This is a genomic window from Vibrio sp. AH4 (assembly GCF_030710545.1).
In the GTDB taxonomy this organism is placed as follows: Bacteria; Pseudomonadota; Gammaproteobacteria; order Enterobacterales; family Vibrionaceae; genus Vibrio; species Vibrio metoecus.
In genome coordinates this window covers 95439-121496 of record NZ_JALAIV010000001.1, presented here as the reverse complement: position 1 = coordinate 121496, position 26058 = coordinate 95439, and the positions used below count along the sequence as shown (strand labels likewise).

Annotated in this window: 20 protein-coding genes; 15 read left to right on the top strand and 5 right to left on the bottom strand. The window is 46.1% G+C overall.

Features of this window, described 5'->3' with window-relative positions:
* Positions 1-370: 370 nt before the first annotated feature.
* The 8 genes from sdhC (at position 371) to sucD (ending at position 9943) form a co-directional block, all read left to right on the top strand.
* Complete coding sequence (gene sdhC, locus MKA69_RS00575; RefSeq protein WP_055035431.1) at positions 371-763, top strand: succinate dehydrogenase cytochrome b556 subunit; 393 nt, start codon at positions 371-373, stop codon at positions 761-763.
* Positions 757-1101: a succinate dehydrogenase, hydrophobic membrane anchor protein gene (gene sdhD, locus MKA69_RS00570; RefSeq protein WP_000238618.1), complete on the top strand. Its 345-nt coding sequence runs from the start codon at positions 757-759 to the stop codon at positions 1099-1101. Before sdhC ends, sdhD begins: the two co-directional genes overlap by 7 nt.
* Positions 1102-2868: a succinate dehydrogenase flavoprotein subunit gene (gene sdhA, locus MKA69_RS00565; RefSeq protein WP_305847351.1), complete on the top strand. Its 1767-nt coding sequence runs from the start codon at positions 1102-1104 to the stop codon at positions 2866-2868.
* Between the two features lie 14 nt (positions 2869-2882).
* Positions 2883-3593, top strand: coding sequence for a succinate dehydrogenase iron-sulfur subunit (locus MKA69_RS00560; protein WP_055035433.1), 711 nt, complete (start codon positions 2883-2885; stop codon positions 3591-3593).
* An 88-nt stretch (positions 3594-3681) separates the two neighbouring features.
* The gene (gene sucA, locus MKA69_RS00555; RefSeq protein ID WP_305847350.1) at positions 3682-6498 is read left to right on the top strand and encodes a 2-oxoglutarate dehydrogenase E1 component; all 2817 of its coding nucleotides are present in this window, start codon (positions 3682-3684) and stop codon (positions 6496-6498) included.
* Between the two features lie 21 nt (positions 6499-6519).
* On the top strand, positions 6520-7734 hold the full coding sequence (gene odhB / locus MKA69_RS00550) for a 2-oxoglutarate dehydrogenase complex dihydrolipoyllysine-residue succinyltransferase (protein ID WP_305847349.1): 1215 nt from the start codon (positions 6520-6522) through the stop codon (positions 7732-7734).
* A gap of 170 nt (positions 7735-7904) precedes the next feature.
* On the top strand, positions 7905-9071 hold the full coding sequence (sucC, locus tag MKA69_RS00545) for an ADP-forming succinate--CoA ligase subunit beta (protein WP_001048577.1): 1167 nt from the start codon (positions 7905-7907) through the stop codon (positions 9069-9071).
* On the top strand, positions 9071-9943 hold the full coding sequence (gene sucD / locus MKA69_RS00540) for a succinate--CoA ligase subunit alpha (RefSeq protein WP_000025475.1): 873 nt from the start codon (positions 9071-9073) through the stop codon (positions 9941-9943). Before sucC ends, sucD begins: the two co-directional genes overlap by 1 nt.
* A gap of 86 nt (positions 9944-10029) precedes the next feature.
* Here sucD and znuB read toward each other — a convergent pair whose 3' ends face one another.
* Positions 10030-10812, bottom strand: coding sequence for a zinc ABC transporter permease subunit ZnuB (gene znuB / locus MKA69_RS00535; RefSeq protein WP_095457281.1), 783 nt, complete (start codon positions 10810-10812; stop codon positions 10030-10032).
* Positions 10805-11593, bottom strand: coding sequence for a zinc ABC transporter ATP-binding protein ZnuC (gene znuC, locus MKA69_RS00530; RefSeq protein WP_000212416.1), 789 nt, complete (start codon positions 11591-11593; stop codon positions 10805-10807). Before znuC ends, znuB begins: the two co-directional genes overlap by 8 nt.
* 82 nt (positions 11594-11675) lie before the next feature.
* Between znuC and znuA the strand changes: the two genes are divergently transcribed.
* The 5 genes from znuA (at position 11676) to MKA69_RS00505 (ending at position 19381) form a co-directional block, all read left to right on the top strand.
* Positions 11676-12560 (top strand): zinc ABC transporter substrate-binding protein ZnuA, encoded by an 885-nt coding sequence (gene znuA / locus MKA69_RS00525; RefSeq protein ID WP_095457256.1) that lies wholly within the window; start codon positions 11676-11678, stop codon positions 12558-12560.
* A gap of 199 nt (positions 12561-12759) precedes the next feature.
* Positions 12760-16107, top strand: a complete 3348-nt coding sequence (locus MKA69_RS00520; RefSeq protein ID WP_305847348.1) for a helix-turn-helix domain-containing protein — start codon at positions 12760-12762, stop codon at positions 16105-16107.
* Between the two features lie 543 nt (positions 16108-16650).
* Positions 16651-16881, top strand: coding sequence for a FeoA family protein (locus MKA69_RS00515; RefSeq protein ID WP_000777867.1), 231 nt, complete (start codon positions 16651-16653; stop codon positions 16879-16881).
* On the top strand, positions 16878-19154 hold the full coding sequence (gene feoB / locus MKA69_RS00510; protein WP_304572556.1) for a Fe(2+) transporter permease subunit FeoB: 2277 nt from the start codon (positions 16878-16880) through the stop codon (positions 19152-19154). The genes MKA69_RS00515 and feoB overlap by 4 nt, the downstream gene beginning before the upstream one ends.
* Complete coding sequence (locus MKA69_RS00505) at positions 19151-19381, top strand: FeoC-like transcriptional regulator (protein WP_000604018.1); 231 nt, start codon at positions 19151-19153, stop codon at positions 19379-19381. Before feoB ends, MKA69_RS00505 begins: the two co-directional genes overlap by 4 nt.
* 105 nt (positions 19382-19486) lie before the next feature.
* On the opposite strand, the gene MKA69_RS00500 is transcribed toward MKA69_RS00505, so the two are convergent.
* Together MKA69_RS00500 and argS are read right to left on the bottom strand one after the other, a co-directional pair.
* Positions 19487-19924, bottom strand: coding sequence for an HIT domain-containing protein (locus MKA69_RS00500; protein WP_000929909.1), 438 nt, complete (start codon positions 19922-19924; stop codon positions 19487-19489).
* 103 nt (positions 19925-20027) lie between these two features.
* On the bottom strand, positions 20028-21761 hold the full coding sequence (gene argS, locus MKA69_RS00495) for an arginine--tRNA ligase (RefSeq protein ID WP_305847347.1): 1734 nt from the start codon (positions 21759-21761) through the stop codon (positions 20028-20030).
* 199 nt (positions 21762-21960) lie between these two features.
* Here argS and MKA69_RS00490 point away from each other — a divergent pair, with 199 nt between their 5' ends.
* Positions 21961-22566: a VOC family protein gene (locus tag MKA69_RS00490; RefSeq protein ID WP_258463401.1), complete on the top strand. Its 606-nt coding sequence runs from the start codon at positions 21961-21963 to the stop codon at positions 22564-22566.
* On the opposite strand, the gene MKA69_RS00485 is transcribed toward MKA69_RS00490, so the two are convergent.
* The gene (locus MKA69_RS00485) at positions 22563-25334 is read right to left on the bottom strand and encodes an insulinase family protein (protein WP_305847346.1); all 2772 of its coding nucleotides are present in this window, start codon (positions 25332-25334) and stop codon (positions 22563-22565) included. The two genes, MKA69_RS00490 and MKA69_RS00485, sit on opposite strands and share 4 nt — an antisense overlap.
* Positions 25335-25532: 198 nt before the next feature.
* Here MKA69_RS00485 and sixA point away from each other — a divergent pair, with 198 nt between their 5' ends.
* Complete coding sequence (gene sixA, locus MKA69_RS00480) at positions 25533-26000, top strand: phosphohistidine phosphatase SixA (protein WP_000708351.1); 468 nt, start codon at positions 25533-25535, stop codon at positions 25998-26000.
* Positions 26001-26058: the final 58 nt, after the last annotated feature.

The following is a 26058-nucleotide window of genomic DNA, read 5'->3' as shown; positions in this document are numbered from 1 at the left end:
ATCCGTCCAGGATGTTTTGTGTGTGATTCTTGTACGTCCGATCTTAATTAAAGTCAATGATTCTCCTCTGATGTGTGCACTCACTTTGATTTTTTATACATACAAAGTTAAAAATCTGTTCTGTGTAGCAAAAATTGTTACAGCAATTGTATTAGAATGTTGCAGTCCGTATAGTGACACAGAAAATTCTGTGAGAGACCTTATAAATTCAAGGCTAGAAAGAAATTTGACTCAGAGATTTTAGACTTGAGCTTAACATTTAAACTACAATTAACTCGCCAAATTGGCGGCTGAAATGTTGAATAAATGTTAATTTATGCGCATTATCGACCAGAATTCATCCATAACTATAAATGCTCAATGGAGCTGAGTGAGCAAGCCCGTGAAAGAAAGAAAGTCAAGACCTGTTAATTTAGATTTGCAGACCATCCACTTTCCGATCTCAGCAATCGCATCCATCCTCCACCGTGTGTCGGGGGTGATTACGTTTGTTGCGGTTGGGATTTTGCTTTGGTTGCTATCCCTCTCTCTCTCCTCACCTGTCGGATTCATGGAAGCGAGCAACATTGTTGACAGCTTTCTTGTGAAATTTGTGCTGTGGGGAATCCTAACTGCTTTGGCCTACCACATTGCTGGTGGTATTCGTCATTTATTGATGGATCTTGGGCATTTTGAAGAGTTGGAATCCGGTGCCGCGAGCGCCAAGGTGGCTTTTGCTGCTACTGTCGTATTGTCTCTGCTGGCGGGGGTTCTGGTATGGTAAAACATGTTTCTTCGTTTGGTCGTAACGGTGTGCACGATTTTCTGTTGATTCGTGCCTCTGCGATCATCATGGTGCTCTACACCATCTATATCGTAAGTTTTTGCGCGTTCACGGACATTTCGTATGTTGCGTGGACTCAATTCTTTGGTAGCACGTTCACCAAAGTCTTCACAATGTTGGCATTAGTATCAGTATTAATCCATGGCTGGATTGGTCTATGGCAAGTACTGACGGATTACATTAAGTGTTCCAAATTGCGTGCGGGGCTACAGTTGGTGGTCATCGCAGTTTTGTTTGGATACTTCTTCTCTGGCCTATTTGTATTGTGGGGTGCCTAAGTGACTATTCCAGTTCGTTCCTTTGACGCCGTTGTAATCGGCGCGGGTGGTGCAGGTATGCGTGCTGCACTACAGATTTCTGAGCAAGGTTTAACTTGTGCTCTGCTTTCAAAAGTGTTCCCAACTCGTTCACACACCGTATCAGCTCAAGGTGGTATTACTGTGGCATTGGGTAACTCACATAAAGATGATTGGCAATGGCACATGTACGATACGGTAAAGGGTTCCGACTATATCGGTGACCAAAATGCTATCGAATACATGTGTAAAAACGGCCCTGAATCAGTGATTGAACTTGAGAAAATGGGTCTGCCGTTTTCTCGTTTCGAGGATGGTACAATTTACCAGCGTCCTTTTGGCGGTCAGTCAAAAGAGTTTGGTGGTGAACAAGCGGCGCGTACTGCTGCTGCTGCTGACCGTACTGGTCATGCCCTATTGCACACGCTTTACCAACAAAACGTGAAGCATAAGACCACCATTTTCTCGGAATGGTATGCGTTGGATTTGGTGAAAAACCAAGATGGTGCTGTACTTGGTTGTACCGCTATCTGTATGGAAACCGGCGAAATTTGCTATTTCAAAGCCAAAGCGACCGTACTTGCTACGGGTGGTGCGGGCCGTATTTACGCCTCAACGACTAACGCACACATCAATACTGGTGATGGTGTTGGCATGGCATTGCGTGCTGGTGTACCAATGCAAGATATGGAAATGTGGCAATTCCACCCAACAGGCATTGCAGGTGCCGGTGTACTGGTGACGGAAGGTTGCCGTGGTGAAGGCGGCTATCTACTGAATAAAGACGGCGAACGTTTCATGGAACGCTACGCACCGAATGCCAAAGACTTGGCAGGTCGTGACGTGGTTGCTCGTTCAATGATGATCGAGATCCGTGAAGGCCGTGGTTGTGACGGTCCTTGGGGTCCACACATCAAACTGAAATTGGATCACTTAGGTCGTGATGTATTGGAATCACGTCTACCGGGTATCTGTGAACTATCACGTACCTTTGCTCACGTGGATCCAGTGAAAGAGCCAATTCCAGTTATTCCAACCTGTCACTACATGATGGGTGGTGTACCAACACAAGTTTCGGGTCAAGCGATTAAGCAAGACCGCAGTGGTAAAGATGTGGAAGTACAAGGCCTGTTCGCTTGTGGCGAAATTGCCTCTGTATCGGTACATGGTGCTAACCGTTTAGGTGGTAACTCACTGCTTGATCTCGTGGTATTTGGCCGTGCGACAGGTCTGCATCTTGGTGAAACTCTGCGTGCTCAAGCAGAGGCTCGCCCAGCAACCGCATCGGATATCGAAGCCTCTTTGGCTCGTACCATGCGCTGGGAGAACAGCAAAGGTGGCGAAGACCCTGTGGTTATCCGTAAAGATCTGCAACGCTGCATGCAAAATAACTTCTCGGTATTCCGTGAAGGTAAAGCGATGGCCGAAGGTCTTGAAGAGTTGAAAGTGATTCGCGAACGCCTGAAAGATGCGCATCTTGCTGATAAATCGTCAGAATTCAACACTCAGCGTATCGAATGTTTAGAGCTGGATAACCTGATGGAAACCGCATTTTCTACGGCTGTGGCGGCAAACTATCGTACTGAAAGCCGTGGTGCTCATGCTCGCTTCGACTATCCAGATCGTGACGATGAAAACTGGCTGTGTCACTCAATCTACAATCCGGAAACGGAACAGATGAGTAAACGTGATGTGAATATGACACCTGTTCACCGTGACCCGTTCCCGCCTAAAGTGCGTTCATATTAAGGGAGGTACTCAAAATGAAACTCAACTTCTCTTTATATCGTTACAATCCGGATGTGGATGCAAAGCCATACATGAAAGACTACATTCTTGAGGTAGAAGAAGGGTCTGACATGATGTTGTTGGATGCGCTGATTCTACTCAAAGAACAAGATCCAAGCATTGCTTTCCGTCGCTCATGCCGTGAAGGGGTTTGTGGTTCGGACGGTCTGAATATGAATGGTAAAAATGGTCTGGCTTGTATCACGCCATTGTCTGCACTCAAAGGCGACAAAATTGTGATACGCCCTCTACCTGGATTGCCAGTTATTCGTGACTTGATTGTCGACATGACTCAGTTTTACGATAACTACGCGAAAGTTAAGCCTTTCTTGATTGCTGATGATGCACTTCCTCCATCAAGAGAGAACTTGCAATCCCCAGAAGAACGGGCACATTTAGATGGTCTGTACGAGTGTATTATGTGCGCTTGCTGTACGACCTCTTGTCCTTCATTCTGGTGGAATCCGGATAAATTTATCGGACCTGCAGGCTTGTTGGCCGCTTATCGTTGGTTGATTGACAGCCGTGATACAGCAACAGATGAACGCCTATCGAATCTTGATGATGCATTTAGCGTTTTTCGTTGCCACGGTATTATGAACTGTGTCAGTGTTTGTCCGAAAGGATTGAACCCGACGAAAGCGATTGGGCATATTAAGTCCATGTTGATCAATCGTTCAGTTTAAATTGAAAATTGCAGGCCTTCGGGCCTGCCTTTTATAGCTCGGCGATAAGACCGCAGCAAACGTGAAAACTACTGGTTAAGGGAAAAAAATGCACAACGGCGTGATGAAGGCATGGCTCGAGTCTTCACACTTGGCTGGCGCCAATGCAACTTACGTAGAAGACCTCTACGAACTGTATCTAAGTGATCCCGATCTGGTAAGTGAGGAGTGGAAACGTGTTTTTGATGGGCTGCCTACGCACCCAACGAATGTGGTTGAACAACCACACTCACGCGTCCGTGACTACTTCCGACGACTCGCCCAAGAGACAAAGCATTACAATGTCCAAGTTAGTGATCCTGAAGTCGATGCAAAACAAGTTAAAGTACTGCAGCTAATTAACGCATACCGTTTCCGCGGTCATGAGGCTGCCAAGCTTGATCCTCTCGGTTTATGGAACCGCCCTGAAGTGGTGGAACTGAATCCTGCTTTCCATAACTTGACCCCAGAAGATATGGAAGAAACCTTCAACGTGGGCTCTTTTGCGATTGGCAAAGACACGATGAAGTTGAAAGACATCTATCAATCTCTGCAAAAAATCTACTGCGGTTCTGTCGGTGCTGAATATATGCACATCACTGACACTGAACAAAAACGCTGGATTCAGCAGCGCCTTGAGCCAGTTATTGGCAATCCGATTTTCACAAAAGATGAAAAGCGCACTTTCCTTGAAGAGTTAACTGCAGCAGAAGGCCTTGAGCGCTACCTTGGTGCGAAGTTCCCTGGCGCCAAGCGTTTCTCTCTCGAAGGTGGTGATGCTTTAGTTCCTATGACCAAAGAACTGATCCGCCATGCAGGTGCTAGCGGTATGCGTGAAGTCGTGATCGGTATGGCTCACCGTGGTCGCTTAAATATGCTAGTTAACGTTCTGGGGAAAAAGCCTCAAGATCTGTTTGACGAGTTTGCTGGAAAGCACGGTGAAGGTTGGGGAACTGGTGACGTTAAATATCACCAAGGTTTCTCAGCAGACTTTGCGACACCGGGTGGCGATGTTCACTTAGCGTTGGCCTTTAACCCTTCGCACCTTGAGATTGTTAACCCAGTAGTGATGGGTTCAGTGCGTGCACGTCAAGATCGTCTTGGTGATGAAGATGGCAGTAAAGTTCTGCCTATCACAGTGCACGGCGACTCGGCGATTGCGGGACAAGGTGTGGTTGCTGAAACCTTCAACATGTCTCAAGCTCGTGGTTTCTGCGTCGGTGGAACAGTACGTATTGTGGTGAATAACCAAGTGGGCTTTACCACTTCAAACCCACGCGATACACGTTCAACCATGTACTGTACTGACATCGCCAAGATGGTGCAGGCTCCGATTTTCCACGTTAACTCAGACGATCCTGAAGCCGTGGCGTTTGTTACACGTCTAGCGCTGGATTATCGTAATGAATTCAAACGAGATGTGGTCATCGATCTGGTGTGTTATCGCCGTCATGGTCATAACGAAGCGGATGAGCCAAATGCAACTCAGCCGCTGATGTACCAAAAAATCAAAAAACACCCAACACCTCGTAAGCTGTATGCCGATGTGTTGACCGAGCGTGGCGAGTGTGATTTAGAAACCGCCACTCAACTCGTTAACGAATATCGCGATGCATTGGATCACGGTGAGGTGGTGGTCAAAGAGTGGCGTCCTATGGCGATGCACTCGGTTGACTGGTCTCCATACCTTGGCCACGATTGGAATATTGCGTGGAATAACGAATATGTTATGGAGCGTTTGCAAGACCTCGGTCGTCGCATTTGCCAATATCCAGAAAGCCATGTTCTGCATAGCCGTGTGGAAAAAATCTATCAAGATCGCCTCGCTATGATTTCAGGTGAGAAGATGCTGGACTGGGGGATGGCGGAAACGTTGGCTTACGCCACTCTAGTTGATGATGGCAAACGTATTCGTATCTCGGGTCAGGATTCTGGTCGTGGTACTTTCTTCCACCGTCATGCGGTTCTACATAACCAAAACGATGCCAGCACTTACATCCCGCTCGCGCAAATTCATGCAGGGCAAGGCCCGTTTGAAGTGTTTGATTCGGTATTGTCCGAAGAAGCAGTATTGGCATTCGAATACGGTTACGCAACAGCAGAACCAAGCGGCTTAACCTTGTGGGAAGCGCAGTTTGGTGATTTCGCTAACGGAGCACAGGTTGTAATTGACCAGTTTATTTCCTCTGGTGAGCAGAAATGGGGTCGCCTGTGTGGCCTAACTATGTTGTTGCCGCATGGCTATGAAGGCCAAGGCCCTGAACACTCTTCTGCACGTTTAGAACGCTATTTGCAACTATGCGCTGAGCAAAACATGCAAGTTGTGGTTCCTTCTACGCCGGCTCAGGTCTATCACATGATTCGTCGTCAAGTGGTTCGTCCAATGCGTCGTCCATTGGTGGTGATGTCGCCTAAGTCTCTACTGCGTCATCCACTGTGTGTATCGAGTATGGAAGATCTTGCTCATGGTACTTTCCAAGCAGCGATTGCGGAAATCGATGCATTGGAAGCGACACAAGTGAAGCGTGTCGTGTTCTGTTCCGGTAAGGTTTATTACGATCTACTGGAACAGCGCCGAGCCAATGAGCAGAAAGATGTCGCGATTGTTCGTATTGAACAGTTGTACCCGTTCCCTCAAGAAGAGGTACAAGCGGCCATTGCGAATTACACCAATGTGGTGGATTACGTTTGGTGTCAGGAAGAACCACAGAACCAAGGTGCTTGGTATAGCAGCCAGCATAATTTCCGTGCTGCAATTCCAGCGGGTGCTGATTTGAAATATGCAGGTCGACCAGCTTCTGCATCACCTGCAGTTGGCTATATGTCGGTGCACATGAAACAACAAAAAGCGTTGATTGAAGACGCTCTGACCCTAGCTAAGAACTAGAAGTATAAGGAAGATACCATTATGACCATTGAAATTCTGGTTCCAGATTTGCCTGAATCAGTTGCGGATGCCACTGTTGCCACGTGGCACAAAAAACCGGGCGATGTGATAGCTCGTGATGAAGTGATTGTTGAAATCGAAACCGACAAAGTGGTACTGGAAGTTCCAGCGCCAGAAGCGGGCGTATTAGAAACGATTCTGGAACAAGAAGGTGCGACCGTACTTTCTAAACAGCTTCTGGCTCGTTTGAAGCCAGGAGTTGTTGCTGGTGAACCAACACAAGATACACCGGATGCTACTGAGCCGTCACCAGACAAACGCCATAAAGCGTCACTGACAGAAGAAAGCAATGATGCCCTGAGCCCTGCGGTACGCCGTCTGCTTGCTGAACATAACTTGGAAGCAAGTCAAGTTAAAGGTTCTGGTGTGGGCGGTCGTATTACCCGCGAAGACATCGAAGCTCACTTAGCAGCGAACAAAGCCAAACCGGCTGTGAAAGCTGAAGCCCCTGTTGCAGCGCTGGCTCCTGTAGTCGGTCGCAGTGAAAAACGCGTGCCAATGACACGTCTGCGTAAGCGTATCGCTGAGCGTCTGTTGGAAGCGAAAAATAACACGGCTATGCTGACGACGTTTAATGAAGTGAACATGAAACCGATCATGGATATGCGTAAGCAGTACCAAGATGTGTTCGAAAAACGTCATGGCATCCGTCTGGGCTTTATGTCGTTCTACGTGAAAGCCGTCACTGAAGCGCTGAAGCGTTACCCAGAAGTCAACGCGTCTATCGATGGTGATGATCTGGTTTACCACAACTACTTTGATGTGAGCATTGCCGTATCAACCCCACGTGGTCTGGTTACTCCAGTACTGAAAAACTGCGATACCTTGAGCTTGGCGCAAATTGAAAAAGGCATCAAAGAGCTGGCAGAAAAAGGCCGTGACGGTAAATTGACCGTAGACGAGCTGACTGGCGGTAACTTCACTATCACCAACGGTGGCGTGTTTGGTTCACTGATGTCTACGCCAATCATTAACCCACCACAAGCCGCTATTTTGGGTATGCATAAGATCCAAGACCGCGCCATGGTGGTGGATGGCAAGATTGAAATTCTGCCAATGATGTATCTAGCACTGTCTTATGACCACCGTTCTATTGATGGTCGTGAGTCAGTTGGTTTCTTAGTGACTGTGAAAGAGTTGCTAGAAGATCCAGCACGTCTGCTGCTCGATGTTTAAACAATTGATGACTCAGATTTCTGAGTGATTAATTGACAAGGGTCGGACACGCTCAACGTCCGACCTGGCTTTGGCCAAAGATTGGCTACTCGCTCAAGAGTGACCCTACAAACGTAAAGTTCAGTCGAATTGGACTCTATGGAAGAACAATAAACAAATGGAACAACACAATGAATTTGCATGAATATCAAGCTAAACAGCTGTTTGCAGAATTCGGTTTGCCTGTACCGGAAGGTTATGCTTGTGATACGCCACAAGAAGCGTTTGAAGCAGCAGGACGCATCAGCACAGCGAAGAAAGTCGTAAAATGTCAAGTTCACGCTGGTGGACGTGGTAAAGCAGGTGGCGTTGAACTGCACGATACTAAAGATGGCGTAAAAGCCTTTGCACAAAAGTGGCTAGGTAAAAACCTAGTAACTTATCAAACCGATGCGAATGGCCAACCTGTTTCAAAAATTCTGGTTGAAGAAGCATCAAACATCGCGAATGAACTCTATCTTGGTGCGGTGGTTGACCGTTCTACTCGCCGTATCGTTTTCATGGCATCGACTGAAGGTGGTGTGGAAATTGAGAAAGTCGCAGAAGAAACGCCAGAACTGATCCACAAAGCAGCGATCGATCCACTGGTTGGCCCTCAAGCCTACCAAGGCCGTGAGTTGGCGTTTAAGCTGGGCCTGCAAGGTGACCAAATCAAACAGTTCGTGAAAATTTTCATGGGCTTGGGTGAAATGTTTGCTCAATACGACCTCGCGCTGCTGGAAATCAACCCGCTGGTGATTACTGCTGAAGGCAATTTGCTGTGTCTAGACGGTAAAATCAACATCGACTCAAATGCGATGTACCGCCAACCAAAACTGCGTGAAATGCACGATGCTTCTCAAGAAGATGCGCGTGAAGCACACGCAGCGAAATGGGAACTGAACTACGTGGCGCTAGATGGCAACGTAGGTTGCATGGTTAACGGTGCTGGCCTAGCAATGGGTACCATGGACATTGTTAACTTGCACGGCGGAAAACCTGCAAACTTCCTTGATGTAGGTGGTGGCGCGACCAAAGAGCGCGTTGCGGAAGCGTTCAAGATTATTTTGTCTGATACCAATGTAAAAGCCGTACTGGTGAACATCTTTGGTGGCATTGTGCGCTGCGACATGATTGCAGAAGGCATTATCGGTGCGGTTAAGGAAGTTGGTGTAAGCGTTCCTGTGGTTGTGCGTCTTGAAGGCACAAACGCAGAACTTGGACGTAAAGTACTGGCAGAATCAGGTCTAGATATTATTGCAGCTGTATCTCTGACAGACGCAGCTCAAAAAGTAGTTGCCGCGGCGGAGGGCAAATAATGTCGATTCTTATCAATAAAGACACTAAAGTCATTTGTCAGGGTTTCACCGGTGGTCAGGGTACTTTCCACTCTGAACAGGCGATTGCTTATGGCACACAAATGGTTGGCGGTGTATCGCCAGGTAAAGGCGGTACAACTCATCTAGGTTTGCCTGTATTTAATACGGTTCGTGAAGCCGTTGAAGTGACTGGCGCAACTGCCACAGTTATCTACGTACCAGCACCATTCTGTAAAGATGCGATTCTGGAAGCGATCGATGCGGGCATCAAGCTGATCGTGACGATCACCGAAGGTATTCCAACCACTGACATGATTGATGTCAAAGTGAAGCTGGAACAGACTGGCGTTCGTATGATCGGCCCTAACTGCCCTGGTGTGATCACACCTGACGAATGTAAGATTGGCATCATGCCGGGACACATTCACAAGAAAGGTAAAGTGGGTATCGTTTCTCGCTCTGGTACTTTGACTTATGAAGCGGTGAAACAGACCACTGATGAGGGTTTCGGCCAGTCAACCTGTGTGGGCATCGGTGGCGACCCAATCCCAGGTTCAAACTTCATCGACATCCTGAAGATGTTCCAAGAAGATCCAGCGACAGAAGCGATTGTGATGATCGGTGAAATCGGTGGTACTGCAGAAGAAGAAGCGGCTGCCTTTATCAAAGCTAACGTCACAAAACCTGTCGTTTCTTATATCGCCGGTGTAACGGCTCCTCCGGGCAAACGTATGGGTCATGCTGGTGCGATCATCTCTGGTGGTAAAGGTACTGCTGAAGAGAAATTCGCAGCGCTTGAGTCTGCGGGCGTGAAGACGGTAAAAAGTCTTGCCGATATTGGTAAAGCACTGCGTGAAGTGACTGGTTGGTAATCTACCGCGATTACTAACTCAGATGATAAAAAACCCCGAACACAGCTTCGGGGTTTCTTTTTGCGAACAGCCAATGTGAAACAGTGCTAAGCGACTCGTTTAAACTGAGTGAGTATAAATAAAGCTGCGGCAGAGACGACCACCGAAGGGCCCGCTGGAGTATCAAAATGCCAAGATAGCGCCAAACCACCGATCACACTTAATACACCCAGTCCAATTGCCCAAAACGCCATGGCTTCTGGAGTGCGTGAAAGGCGACGAGCGGTGGCCGCGGGGATGATTAACAGCGACCCCATGATCAAAGCACCAACAAATTTCATACCCACGGCGATCACTAGACCAATCAGTAGCATCAAAATTAGCCGCATCAGGTCAGTATTGGTTCCTTCCACAAAAGCCAACTCTTCGTTAACACTGGTACTCAACAGTGGTTGCCAAAGCAGATAAACAATCAGGCTCACCGTCGCCACACCTAACCAGATAAAGGTGAGATCTGACGGGCTAATCGCAAGTAAGTCACCAAACAGATAGCTCATCAAATCGATGCGGACATTATCGAGAAAACTCACCGCAATCATACCGAGCGATAACGCACTGTGCGCCATGATACCGAGTAGGGTATCGGTCGCGATGAGTTTTTGCTTTTGCATTGCGACTAAAATTGCTGCCATACCTAAACAGCAAACTAACAAGGCGAGGTACAAATTGATGTCGAGTAAAAAACCCAGCGCTAGACCAAGTAAGGAGGCATGGGCAAGCGTATCTCCGAAATAGGCCATTTTGCGCCAGACCACAAAGGAGCCTAAAGGACCGGCGATAATGGCAATACCAAGACCGGCGAGCAGAGACGGCAAAAGAAATTCAATCATGTTTGTGATGACCATGTGAGTGGTGTGAGCAAGCACTTGCTTTGCCTTTAACCGGTAAGCCGGATAAATCGTGGTGGTGATGCTCGTGGTGGTGTTGATAAAAAGCGAGGGTTTCTCGGCTACGGTGACCAAACATTGCTAAATAGCTCGGGTGTTTGGCAATGTTCTCGGGTGAACCAGAGCAGCATACATGGTGCTGTAAACAGATGACTTCATCGGTTTTTGCCATCACCAAATGTAAATCGTGAGAAACCATCAACACGGCGCAGCCAAAGCGGTTGCGTAGAGTATGAATGAGGTCATACAAGTCGATTTGCCCTTGGACATCGACCCCTTGCGCAGGCTCATCTAACACAAGTAGATCAGGCCTTTGTAATAATGCCCTCGCTAGCAACACTCGTTGAGTTTCGCCGCCAGATAGCTTATGCATGTCGTTAGTTTGTAGGTGTTCCCCCCCGACAAGGCGTAGTGCTTCTGACAACTCTTGAGGACTAAAGCGCCCAGCGAGTTTTAAAAATCGATTCACAGTCAGTGGCAAAGTATCGTTAAGTTTGAGTTTTTGCGGAACATAACCGATGCGTACACCCGCTTGGCGGATAATTTTACCTGAACTGATGGTTTGTAATCCTAAGATGACTTTTACCAACGTTGATTTACCTGCACCGTTAGGGCCAATAAGCGTTGTAATATTGCCTTTGGTGAGATTTAAACGGATATTGTCAAGCACGCGTCGTTGTTCAAAATCGACGCAAATATCCTGCAATTCAATCAGAGTAGCCATGAATAGAACTCATTTGCAAAATGGTTATGTTATAAAGTAACATCTTGGCAAAATAAAAGCCACTAACTGGAGAGCGGCGATCATGCTACCGAGATTTGTTTTACTGAGTGCTCTTTCACTGTTTTCCCAAATGGTCAGTGCCATTGAGGTGCTGACGAGCATCAAGCCGATACAGATGATCACTTATGAATTAATGTTAGGCACTGGTACTCCCGATGTACTGTTACCCTCGGGGGCTTCGCCGCACGATTATGCGCTCCGCCCTTCAGATGTAAAGCGGATTCAACAAGCGGATTTGGTTATTTGGTTTGGTCAAGATCTTGAACCCTTTATGAGTAAGTTATTAGTTGACCGTCAATCTGCTTTAACATTAAGCCAAGCCCCAAATTTAGTCCTTCGCGAGTACAATGAAGAAGGGGAACATGACCATGATGGTCATCATCATGGAAGCCACGATCCTCATTTTTGGTTGGGAATTGAGCAAGCAGGGCAAGTCGCTCGTGTTATCACGGCGCGGTTAATTGCACTTGATGAGGTTAACCAACAACTGTATCAAGCAAATTTGGTTCGCTTCTTAACAAGCCTAGCGGAGCACGACAATGCTATTGGCGAAAAACTAAAACCCGTCACCACCGTTCCTTACTATGTATTCCATGATGCTTATGGTTATTTCGAGCAGCATTTCGCACTCAATAATCTTGGGCATTTCACTGTTAGCCCTGAACGTAAGCCTGGCGCCAAAACACTTATTGCCATTAAGCAGACGCTTAATTCACAGTTAGCGAAGTGTGTTTTTGCTGAGCCACAATTTGAGCCGGCAATTATTGATACTGTGGTAAGAGGTACTCCGGCGAAGATTGGTGTACTGGACCCATTGGGAAGCTCAATAGAGTTGAATGCAGGCAGTTATTTTGTTTTTCTCAATCAGCTGGCTGATAGCTACTACGGTTGTTTGTCTCAGTCTTGAGCAAACTATGAACAACGCTATGATTTAAATGCGGCTTTAGCCGCATTTTTTTTGATCGCACTTTAAAAAAGTCGCGCTTTCTAAGCCTTTCAAACTGCATAGAGTTGAGTGATTCGTTAGAATGCATGAGAATTTGTGCTGCTATTCACTCTTCGATTTATTAAGCACGAATTCTAAATTGTCGCTGACAGGGGAACTCGTGTATCGCACATTGTTATACAGCTTCTTGCTGAATCTTATTTTTCCTTCACTGGTGTTGGCTTTAGATAAGTCAATGTCAGTTTTTTATCCTTTGCCAATCCAAGAGCAGGGGAAAGTCATTGTTGCTCAAAACCTCTATCTTGGTACGGATGGCGGTATCTGGATGCATGATGTGCATGGAAAAGTCATGTATTTTGATGGGCAAAATATCCTGCCCCGTCGTGGTTCTGTACTTCCGCAAACGTCGAGTCACATTGTTTACGCAAATAGTGCTTTTTGGACATTTGAACAACATGAATTGTTTCGAACCTATCCTGCGGGGCACAAGGAGTTGATGTTAAGCCTAACGCCAGGAACCCAAATCAATCAGATTGGCTCATCGAACGGTATGATCTGGATGACAGATAATGACAATTTCTACAGCTATGAAATTCGAAGTGGGCGAGTATCGACGCTTTCACTGCATGAGTTATATCAATTGAATAGCGCTAGTACGGTTGTCATAAATGATGCACAGTTCTTGGTTTCAAAGTGGGCGTTAGCGACGAATGTGGGTGTTTATTTGTCTGACGAACAAGGCTTTTCTCATGTAAAAAAATCCGGAAAACATTTTGTTCAGAAGCTTTATTTCTCTCATAAACGCCGAGAATTATTGGTTGGCTCTAAGCGCGGAGCGTTAATTATTGATATTGAAAACAAGCGCTCACTACCTGATCGAATTGGCTCATCGCATGTCCTATCCATGGCGGAAACAGAAAAAGAGTATTGGGTTGGCACCGAAGAGGGTCTTTATGTTTACTCCTTTATTACGGGAAAAATAGTTCAATTAGAAAGTAATAGTAATAATGAGTACGCTCTACTGGGTAAAAAAATCTATGCGATGGTGAATGATTTTCAGGGGGGAATGTGGATCGCAACCGATAAAGGTGTGTTCTATTATTCTTTATTTGGGCAGCAGTTTACGCGTTACCCTACTCAAGCATTATCGAACGACGGTAGTAAGGCACAGATCAGTAAAATCAAGGCATTAAACTCGGATGGTGATTATTTGGCCATCACACAGCAAGGGTTGTATAACTTCAATGTCGCTGATGATTTACGTAAACACCTCATCTATCCCGGTAAGGTCAACGACTTTGCCATCAACGGTGAGAATATATGGATAGCAACAGACAAAGGATTGGCTCGTTATAATCTTTCTCGTCGTAGTATTGACACTCCTCATCTACCGCTAGCATTGCTACAAACACCAGTTGAACACCTCACTATTGACGGCAGCGGTAACTTATGGGGTTCAAGTAATCACCAGATTTGGTCATATTCAATCATTCAGCAAAGCTTTGTGGATTATGGTTCGGAATGGATGGTTAAACAATTTTCACCATCTCGAATCACCTTTCTTGCCGCTGTAGAGCAAGGCATTGTTATTGGCACTGAGCATGGCGCTTACTCTTTATTTGGAAAACAGATTCGTTTCGATTTCTCCAGTCATCGTTATGGTGAAATTGTGCAAGTGGCGCAAAATGCCTTGGGTGATGTCTGGATTATTGGCGCTTATGGTGTTTTTTTGTGGCATCAAGATCAACCGGAAGCGGTACCAGTAGAATTAATTGAAGAGAATATTCAACCTCTGTGTATTGCTGAATCCAAACAAGGTATGTGGTTTATTTCATCGCAGGGAATAAGCCACTATAGCGACCAAGGTCAATTGAATAAAAACTTTAGCGCCCCTTATGGTTTAATCAGCCATGAATTTCTTCCCGCCTCTTGCGCAGTCGGTGAAGAAAAAGAAAGTTCATCTCTGGTTATTGGTTCACAATTGGGAATAGTGAAAGTCAACACGGAAGAATTGGCAGTATCAAATTTACCTAATATTCAGGTTATGTTTAGCCAAGTGAGCGTTAACCATAGGCCTAAGTTGTTGGGGTATCGTACCCCCCATCCTCTGAAGATTCGTTATGGCGATGCGATCAGTTTCCAGTTTGGGGCTTTGCCTTCTGCGCGCAGCCAATCGTTAGAATACAAATTGAATGATGATCAACAGTGGCAACGATTTGATTGGGCTCTGTTGAGTTTTGATAAGTTATTACCCGGTAAATATCGCCTAAAAGTGCGTAGTGCAAACCCTATTCAGCGCTATCGAACGGAAGCATTGTTTGATTTTGAAGTGATGGAGCCTTGGTACATGACTTCAGTGGCGATTGTTGGTTATGTTGTGGCTTTATTCGGGCTACTTGCTGTGGCGTTTTGGTGGCGAACCCGCATGATTGTTGGCGCTAACCGAAAGTTAAAGGCGCAAGTTGATCTGAAAACGAGTCAGTTGCGCCATCAAAGTAAAATAGTATTGAGCAATAACCATCAATTGCGAAAGCAACTGCAACTTCACCACAATTTATTAGGAAAGGTTTTAGAGAGCGTAGACCCATCATTAAGGCACCTATCATCGTATGCCAAAGTTCGAGGTTGGAATGAGTTTGACGCTCCCCTGAATAAAGTGAAGCAAGAATTGGCACAGTTGCACTTTATGCATCGTGGTGATGCAGAGGAGAGTAAGTTTCATGATTTACACTTACTGATCGAGTCAGCCTTAAAGAGTTGGCAGGAAGAGTACAGTAAAGCGGCAATCAAGCTTATTTACCACGGTGAAACTCGCTTTATCGAAGTCCGCCAATTTAATCTTGATGTACTGTTTAACGCGATTTTGACGGATGCGATTAAACGACTTTATAAATATCAAGAATTACAGATCCAACTAGAAGCGAGAGATGAACAAGCCGTTCTCATTTTTTCTGATTTTGGTTCACCGATTCAAAATCTTGGATCAATGTTGGTGACATTAACAGGTTTTGGCACCTATCCATTACAGGAACTCATTAGTCGAAGTGGTGGGGAGCTGCGAGTATTAGTTCTGAAAGAGCGCAATGTGATTGAGCTCGCGTGGCCACTCGCCTCGATTCCAGAGATCGAATCGCTCAAGCAAGAAGTGGTTGAAATCGAACAGAAGTCAGCCATTGATGATGTGGAAAAAGAGTGGTTGAGTAAGCTGGAAAAGCTTATTGAGCAAAATTACAGTGATCCTAACTTTACGACATCAACGGCAGCACAATCCCTCTATGTTTCCGAGCGTAGTTTGCAGCGTCGCTTCAAAGCCGCAACGGGAAAAACATTTAAAGAATCATTGAATGAGTTACGTTTGGAGAAAGCCTGCCAGAGTTTATTGAGTGGGGCAAAAATTGCTCAAGTGGCCTTTGACTGTGGATTTAATGACCCTTCCTACTTTAGCCAACGTTTTAAACATCACTTTGGTTTATCTCCGAGTCAATTTATTGAAGATCAAGAATCTTAATGACTACGAATTCAAGGCGTTATTTTATTGTCGTGATGTAAAGATGAGTGTGGTCTTGAGAAGAGAAAGCCTAGAAAAAAATATCGTGGTATAGCCGGGGGGACTATACCACGGGTGTCAACGACACCTTCGCTTGCTGCCGGAGTGATACAACATAGTCATATCACCTCTGGAATTCTTGTCTCTAGGAGGGATGTCCTTTCAACGCTTTCACTATAATCTCACCGACTTATTTTACTTATAAAATTAACGACAACGTTACATAGAAAAACGACAACGTTTATTGGTGTTGATTATCTTATTGATTTTTATGGTTTATTTTTATTTTGTCGGATTTCTTATGTGCTTTGGTTGCATGTGAAGATTTTTCTTACATCACCTTTGACGTTTTTGACGGGAATTCTTTTGACGAAAGTGACGTTAGGTATGACTGAGCAAACTTTGTTTTCACGCAAAAAAACGTTATGTCCTTTATGATAATGTGGCTTATCATTAATGGTAATATTTCTTATTAACACTTTCTTTTATTAAAAAGTAACGAACATGAAATTGTCACAGCTGAAAGCGGGCGAGCGTGGTGTTATTCTCGCATTAGAAGGTCTTTCTGAAACCGTTAGAAAGAAACTCATGGTCATGGGAGTCCTACCCAACACGGAGGTGGTGTTAGTCCGACGAGCGCCTATGGGCGATCCTCTTCAAGTTGAGGTTCGAGGTGTGTCGATTGCTTTGCGTGAAAATATCGCGGCCAGTATTGAGGTGGAGAAAGCGTCATGAAGTATCAAGTTCTCACCGTTGGTAACCCTAACAGCGGTAAAACAACGCTTTTTAACGGACTGACGGGAGCGAAACAGCAAGTAGGTAACTGGGCTGGGGTGACCGTTGAGAAAAAGACGGGACGTTTTACTCATGCTGGTGATGAGTTCTTGCTAACGGATTTACCCGGCATTTATGCTTTAGACAGCGGTAATGATGACAACAGTATTGATGAATCGATCGCTTCACGTGCGGTACTTACACACCCCGCCGATGTGATCATTAATGTGGTTGACGCCACTTGTCTTGAACGTAGTCTTTATATGACGCTTCAACTACGCGAATTGCGTCGTCCTATGATCGTCGTGCTTAATAAAATGGATGCTCTGAAACGAGAGCGTGTTCATCTTGATCTTAAGCAATTGGAACTGTTTCTCGGCTGTCCTGTGATTGCACTTTCCGCTAACAACAAAGAGCAAGTACGCCGTTTTCAGGAAAAACTACATAAGATTGTGGTACAAGGTATCGCGCTGAAACAATTTGATTTGAATTATGGCGATGACTTTGAACAACTCATTTCCCAGCTAGAATCCACCTTTGTCGACCAAACGGTGACATCACGAGCGCTAGCAATCCGAGCGCTCGAAAATGATTTGTTAGTGATCAACAGCCTAAAAGAAAGTGATCGCCAGAAAGTTCGTGAGGTTCAGAACTCAGCTACTATGGACATCGATTTGCTGGTTGCGAATGTGCGTTACACCTATCTGCATGATTTGTGCACTCATGTGCGACGTTCAGAAGGCAAGTTGAGCCATAAATTCACACAGAAAGCGGATCGTATCATTCTCAATAAATGGGTAGGAATTCCTTTCTTCTTTGCGGTGATGTACGTGATGTTTATGTTTTCGATCAATATTGGCAGTGCCTTTATTGATTTCTTCGACATAAGCGTCGGTGCGCTTCTGGTGGATGGCGGGCATTATTTGCTTGATGACCATTTGCCAGTTTGGTTAGTGACTTTGATTGCTAATGGGGTTGGTGGAGGTATCCAAACGGTTGCCACCTTTATTCCTGTGATTGCTTGTCTATACCTTTTTTTAGCGGTGTTAGAGAGTTCTGGTTACATGTCGCGTGCAGCGTTTGTACTAGATAAAGTGATGCAGAGAATCGGTTTGCCGGGCAAAGCGTTTGTGCCGCTCGTGCTTGGCTTTGGTTGTAACGTCCCTTCTATTATGGCCACCCGGACATTAGATCAAGAGCGTGAGCGTAAGCTTGCAGCATCAATGGCTCCCTTTATGTCATGTGGTGCTCGCTTGCCTGTTTATGCCTTGTTTGCCGCGGCATTTTTTCCACAGAGTGGTCAGAACGTTGTGTTCGCGCTCTATTTATTAGGCATTGTGGCAGCCGTCTTCACAGGCTTGATTCTGAAAAAAACCTTGTACCCTGGTGTAAGTGAAAGCTTAATCATGGAAATGCCAGATTATGAAATTCCGACTTTGCAAAACGTGGTGCTCAAAACGTGGCAGAAGCTAAAGCGCTTTGTGATGGGGGCAGGAAAAACAATTGTGATTGTAGTTACGATCTTGAGCTTTTTGAACTCAGTGGGTACTGATGGTTCATTTGGTAATGAAAATAGCGACAAATCAGTGCTTTCTAAGGCTGCACAGTTTGTCACTCCGGTCTTTGCGCCAATGGGGATTTCTCAACAAAACTGGCCAGCAACCGTAGGTATTATTACGGGTATTTTTGCTAAAGAAGCGGTTGTGGGAACCTTGAATAGTCTTTACTCCACGTCAGTCGATGCTGAAGATACGCCTGAATATGATTTGCTTGCGAGTCTTCAGGAAGCCGTAATGACCATTCCGGAAAACTTAGCCGGACTCAGTTTTAGTGATCCACTGGGGATTGAAGTTGGTGATCTGACCGATACGAATGCGGTCGCGCAAGAGCAAGAAGTTGATGCGTCGATCTTTGGCAACTTGCACTCTTATTTTGTGGATGGGCATGTCGCGTTTGCTTACCTGATTTTTATTCTGCTTTATACCCCTTGTGTTGCTGCGATGGGGGCTTATGTGCGTGAATTTGGGGTGGCTTATGCTCGCTTTATCGCGGTGTGGACGATGGGACTTGCTTACGGTTCAGCCGTAATGTACTACCAACTAACGCATGTTTCTGAACATCCGGTGTCAAGTTTAGCTTGGGTTACGACCATCACTCTGATTGCTCTTGCCACCTACTGGATGTTGAAGAAAACTGGGCGTAAGCAGCGAATGATCGAGGTTCCTGTCGCGTGATATTAACGGATCTCAAAGCTGCGATTGAAGCGAAAGGTAGCATCACCCAGCAAGAGTTAGCTCGGCGTTTTTCTTTGAGCGAAGATGGTGTGGATGCCATGCTTTCGGTCTGGATTAAGAAAGGGGTGATATCTCGTCAGCAATACACAAATGCAGAAGATACCATCGTTCGAGTTCGTTATGTCCTTAATCGTGTCGGTGACTTATCCGTCAGTGTCACCATGTAGTTAAGTCTTGATGACAATAAAAAAGCCGCATTATGCGGCTTTTTTATTGTCATTTCTAAACGGTGGTTTATGACGGTAGTGATTTTTTCTAGCACATCGAAATGTTCAAGCAAGCTCAGGGGCAAAATGTGGGTTTTGCACAAGATGTTGCTGGATAGCCGTGAGCAGGGTTTGTTGCTCTAGTTCTGAGCGGAATACACCTTGAGTGCGTCCCCAAACGGGTCCCGGCCAAGCCATATCATCAGTAAAGCGAGCAATGTGGTGAATGTGCAGTTGAGGCACCATATTACCCAGTGCGCCTAAGTTGAGTTTGTCTGGAGTGAACAGGGTTTCTAAGGTTTGGCAAATGATTTGCGATTCCACGAGAAATTGTTGTTGCTCATTCATAGGCAAGTGGTGCAGCTCGCGTAATCCTGCTCTTTGTGGAACTAAGATGATCCAAGGTACGGCAGAGTCTTTATGTAACAGAGCAACACAAAGTGGAAAATGTCCAATGACATTGGTATCTTTCTGCAGTTGAGGGTGCAGTTCAAAATGTGCCATGAGGTTGCGCCTCTGAGTCAGAATCTGTTTTCTCGCTTTGTCAAAACGAGATAGGAGAGATAAAGAAAAGGTTGGCAAGTAGCCAACCTTAGTCGGGATTTGATTACATTCTTTCTAGGGTATCAATGCCTAAAAGAGCGAGGCCTTGCTTGATGGTTTTTGCGGTCAGTGCCGCGAGTTTCAAGCGACTCTGCTTAATGCTTTCTTGCTCTGCGACCAGAATTGGGCAAGCTTCATAGAAGCTAGAGAAAATACCCGCGAGTTCAAAAAGGTAACTACACATGATGTGAGGTTGACCTTCACGAGCTACCGATTGAACCGCCTCTTCAAATTGCAGCAGTTTAGCGATCAGCGCTTTTTCTTTTTCTTCCGTGATTTGGATATGGCCAGCTAGCTCATTCATATCCACGCCTGCTTTTGCAAACACAGAAGCAACACGAGTGTAAGCGTACTGCATGTAAGGCGCCGTGTTGCCTTCAAACGCCAGCATATTGTCCCAATCGAACACATAATCGGTGGTGCGGTGTTTTGATAGGTCTGCGTATTTTACTGCCGCCATTGCCACGGTGTTGGCGATGTTGGCTTTCTCTTCCGCTGACAATTCTGGGTTTTTGGATTCGATCAGGGCTTTGGCGCGATCTTCTGCTTCATCCAGCAAATCGGCTAAGCGAACGGTGCCGCCTGCACGAGTTTTGAAAGGGCGGCCATCTTTGCCTAGCATCATACCGAACGCATGGTGCTCTAAGCTGACTTCTTCTGGGATATAGCCCGCTTTGCGTACGATAGTCCACGCTTGCATCAAGTGTTGATGTTGGCGTGAATCGATGAAGTACAGTACTCGATCGGCACCCAACGTTTCATAACGGTATTTCGCACACGCAATATCAGTGGTTGTGTACAAGAAACCACCATCACGTTTCTGAACGATAACACCCATAGGTTCGCCGTCTTTATTCTTGAATTCGTCCAAGAAAACTACTTGCGCACCATCGTCTTCGACTGCCAAGCCTTTGGCTTTCAGGTCGCTCACAATTAACGGCAGCATGTCGTTGTACATGCTTTCGCCCATGACATTTTCACGAGTGAGGGAGACGTTCAAGCGGTCGTAGTTACGCTGGTTTTGAATCATGGTGACATCAACCAACTTCTTCCACATATCTAGGCAGAATGCATCGCCACCTTGCAGTTTCACTACGTAGTTACGTGCCGTTTCCGCAAACTGTTCATCTTCGTCATACAGTTTTTTCGATTCACGATAGAAAGCTTCGAGATCAGAAAGCTCCATCGAAACTTCACCCGATGCTTTCTGCACGCGCTCAAGGTTGGCGATCAGCATACCGAACTGAGTGCCCCAGTCACCGATGTGGTTCGCGCGGATCACGTTATGACCCAAGAATTCCAAGGTACGTACTACCGCATCACCAATGATGGTTGAGCGCAGATGGCCTACGTGCATCTCTTTGGCAACGTTAGGTGCAGAGTAGTCAGCCACGATGGTTTTTGGGGCTTCTGGCGCAACACCTAGGCGCTCATCGGCAAGAGCCGCTTCAGCTTGAGCAGCGAGAAACTCTTCGCTCAAGAAGATATTGATAAAGCCAGGGCCGGCAATTTCAGTTTTGCTTGCAATGCCTTCAAGGTTTAGAACATCCAAGACTTTCTGTGCAAATTCTCGAGGATTGGTACCCAACTGCTTGGCGGCACCCATAATGCCATTCGCTTGGTAATCACCAAATTGTGCTTTTGCTGATTGACGAACCAGTGCTGGGGTACCAGCGGGTGCGCCTGCGGCTTCGATAGCCTGAGAAACTCGATCATTGATTAGTGCTTGGATATTCACACGTTTGCCCTTCAATTCAAGGAAATAGGTGAGGAATGCCATCATTTTGGGAGTGAGGCATATCACAATAACATTGGTTAGATGGCGGCCATAATAACAATTTTCAGCTTAACCACCTAGGGAGAAACGCAGGAAATTTTCACCTTTTCCCGCCAATCTTGATAGTATCGCGTTCAAATAGCGATTTTAAGGCCATGAGATGCATCAACAACTTTGTGAGACAGGGCTTGCCCCACAACAACTGCTTGGAAAACTCGATCTTTTTATCTCGAAAATAGAGCAGTTGCTTGCTCTTTTGGGCTTAGATTTACGTTCTCATCAGCTAGATCATATTGCGTTGCGAATTAATGATCAGGAACTGGCACAAGTTGCTCATCATGCATGGTTGGCTTATGGCCAAGAGATCTCTTGTGCGCAGATTAATGGTCGCCCGATCATCGTGATTCTTTTTAACGAGCCGCTGCAATCAAGCCATTGGCGGATTGAATGCTTAGAACTGCCTTATCCTGCGTTAGGCAAAACTTACCCTGAACAGAGTTGGGAGCATGTAGAGTTTGTCGTTCCTTCACAAGCACTGAGTGCCCAAGCATTTTGTGAGGAGTTGAAAACGAATTGTCCCTCACTTGCCGAAAAATGGGATCGGCTTGCTGATGAGGGAATCAAGGTTAAGTTGTCGAGCCCGCAAGGAGAGGGGGAGCGTTTAGCGAACCCAACGGTGGCGTTTCAATGGCAAGGGGTGTGTATCAAACTACACCCACACCCGCTGCAAAAGATTGTTGAGTCAGAAGCTGAAGTGGTGTGTTAACCAACATCATAAGCTTTCGGACGCAACTGGAACTCTTGCACTGAACCGATTTCTTGACCAAGTTGTAGGGCGGGCGCATCTTGATGCGCCTTGCCTTGCGTGTGCATGATTAAGCGATGTGCAGTGCGAGGTTTTAGCTCATTAACCACAAAACGAATCATATCGGCACGGCTAAGGTTTTTCAGTTCCTCCAATACTTTTTCTCGTTGGTCGAACGTGAGATCCTTGTTACCAATCGCGACCCATAAGCGCTGAGCTCGAACTCTCAGGGTTGGATCGGGAGCGGATATTTGGTTCCATAATCCGCGCTTACTGCTATGCCATTCATATTCGTTTAACTCTAACAGCACCATGTACAGCGCATTCAAAAACTCATCAATTGAACGGATTAACTCGCTAGGCGGCGCAGAGGGGGATTGCACGTACAGAATCAACCCAGGATGGCGATTTAACGGCATATTGCCCGTTCCAACCATATAACCGAGTTGCTGTTTGGTACGAATTTCGTGAAAAAATGTGGCTGACATCAAATGGTTGGCTAGGGAATACAACGCAATACTACGCGGACTGACTTCTTCACACTGGTAGTAAACGACAATCGCAGAATCATCTTGTTGGCAATCAACTTCGCGTTGAAATGTCCCATTTTTGCCGAGCATGATGAGAGGGCGGAGTGACTCTTCGTAAGTTTGCCCCTGTACACGCAGTGCATCCTTGAGCACTTCTGCCATCTGTTGGGCGGCTGGGGCTGACCAGTCGCCGTACACAAACATTTCAACATGCAATTGTGACAAAATGGTCTCGACAAAAGCCGCGAGTTCTTCCACCTGCACATCGTCGATTGCGGCTAGCAAGTCGACATACGGTGGGTTATTGGGTTGTAGCAGCCCAGTCATCCCATTAAACAGTTGAGAAATGGGTTTATCATGGGCTGCATTGCGCCAGTTACGGATCATCTGCTGTTTAATGGTGTCAAACCGTTTAGGTTGAAAATCACGTTGAGCAAATTTGCGCAAAATGACTTCCATCAACTGTGGGAGTTTTTGACTAAAACCAGAGAGCGTGAGGGTAACACCACCTTGATGAGCATAGAGGTTATAACCCATTCCTGCGATTTCCGCTTGGTAAGTCTCTTTGGCAAGGGCATCCAAAAACATTTCAACGCATAAGCGAGTCATGACGATATTACGGCAGTTGGCTACAGCGTGTGGGCTATCGATGGCGACATAAATGACGCCTTTGGGAACTCGAAACTCAGTATCCTGTTGATGCCATAGCGTAAATCCAGGCAAATCCTGCAACACTTGCGGTAAATTGCTCGCGTCTTTGATATCGGAAGGATCAAGCTCATAGCAGATGAATGGGTTTGGCTCCGGTAGTGCGAGTGGTAAATCTACCGATTGGCGGAACTGGTTCAGTTGCTTAGTGCTGAACGGTTGCACCGAATAAGGGGTAAAGTACCATTGCGCGGTTCTATCAAAGCCATCACCTTTGGCAATCAAGGTTGCACGCAGATTTTCTGGGGTAAGATAGCTGAGAATATGCCGCAGGAGTGGTTCGTCATACCCCATCATCATGTAGTCGCCATAGGCCGTATCTTCGGGGGCGTAATGCTGCATATTGACCACTAAATGGCTGACCATATCCAGTGGGCGCTGAGTTTCTTGAAAACGGAAAGCGGATTCCAGTACGGCGCGTTTTTCTTGATAACGCCATTCCTGCAATCCTTGAGTTGCAATTAAATTCAAGGTTTGAAAAAGGCTTTGAATGATGTCATCGACATGCTCTAGCCCTTCAGGCGTGAGCACACAGCTGACTGCAAACTCGCGGTAGTTACTGCCACTTACACCGCCACCGGCAGAGAGGGTAGTGATCCAACCCTTATCTTTCAATGCTTGTAGCAAGCTGCCCTCACCTTCATAGCCAATTAAATGCGCAAAGTAGGAAAGTGGCTTTTTCTGATAGTAGCTTTCGGTACTTGGCATCGGAAAGGCTAAGATCAGTTTGCGAATTTCTTTGAGTGGCTCAACTCGGATCAAAATTCCGGTGTGCTCATCGCAAACAAAAGGTGGCAAAGGTGTGATGTCTCGTACAGGGTTAGGAATGGCGGCGAAGTAAGTGTGTGCCCACTGTTCCAATTCTTCAAAACTCTGCGGTCCAATGAGCGTCAATGTCATTAACTCTGCAGAGTAGTGGGATTGGTAGAAATCAATAATTTCATCACGAATGGAGCTGTTTTCGCGATCGCTTAGGGTTTGCTGATTACCTACCGAGAATTTGCTGAAAGGGTGCTGAGGATTAATCGTCTCTTTCTGTACCTGATAGAGGCGGCGTGACTCATCTTTAATTTTAAGTTTGTATTCGGAGTCGACAGCTTGGCGTTCTTTATCTAGAGCTTCAGCATTAAATAGCGGCGCAATGAAAAATTGGCTGAATCGATCGAGGGCTTTAGCAAAAGCATTGGGTACGACATCGAAGAAAAAACAGGTGTGCTCGGTACCAGTCCAAGCATTGTTTGATCCCCCATGCTGGCTGATAAAAGTTTGAAATTCTCCGACTTTCGGGTATTTTTCTGTGCCCAAAAACAGCATGTGCTCAAGGTAATGGGCTAAGCCTTGGCGTTCATTCGGATCGTCAAAGTGCCCCACGTTAACGGCTAAAGCCGCGGCGCATTTTGGGGCATCTGGACTTTGGATCAACAGCGTCCGTAAGCCATTGCTCAGCGTGAGATAACGGTACTGATTGGTATCATTGGGGCTGATATGCACAGCATTTCTCCGGATTAATAGGGTCAAAGACGAGTCACAGAACACCAAGCTGACACATCGTACTATTATTATTCCTGTCAGTTTAGTCTGTAGCTTGGCTTTTTAATAGACTGTTAACGAAGTCGAAGTCTTTGCTCAGACTGCTGTTATAATCAAAAAAACCAAGCAGCCAGAGACTGCATAGCGTAGGTAGTGTACATGAAGATTTATATTATGCGTCATGGAGAAGCTGAGCAGTTTGCTTCCAGTGATGCGGAGAGAGCATTAACCGATCGAGGTCGCCATGAATCAGAAGCGGTGGCTCGAGCATGTGCGGACCAACGAGGTGTTAACGCCTTTGACCTTGTGCTGGTTAGCCCTTATTTGCGGGCGCAACAAACATGGGCGTTGCTGGCGGAACATTTTTCCGCCCGAAATGTAGAAAGTTGTGATGGCATCACGCCTTATGGGCAGTCAGATCGTGTGTTTGATTATCTCTCTGCTTTGATCGAGGTTGAACAGCTTGAATCCCTGTTGCTCGTTTCCCACTTACCGCTTGTGGGGTATTTAGTCTCGGAATTTGTTGATGGTATGATCCCACCGATGTTCCCAACCTCAGGAATGATCTGCATTGAGTACGATCCCGCAACCCAAATGGGACAACCTTTGTGGAATGTGCATCCTTGATTGAGTCGTAGTTTCACGATGAGATGAGAGCCTTAATTGGCTCTCATTAATTTTAACT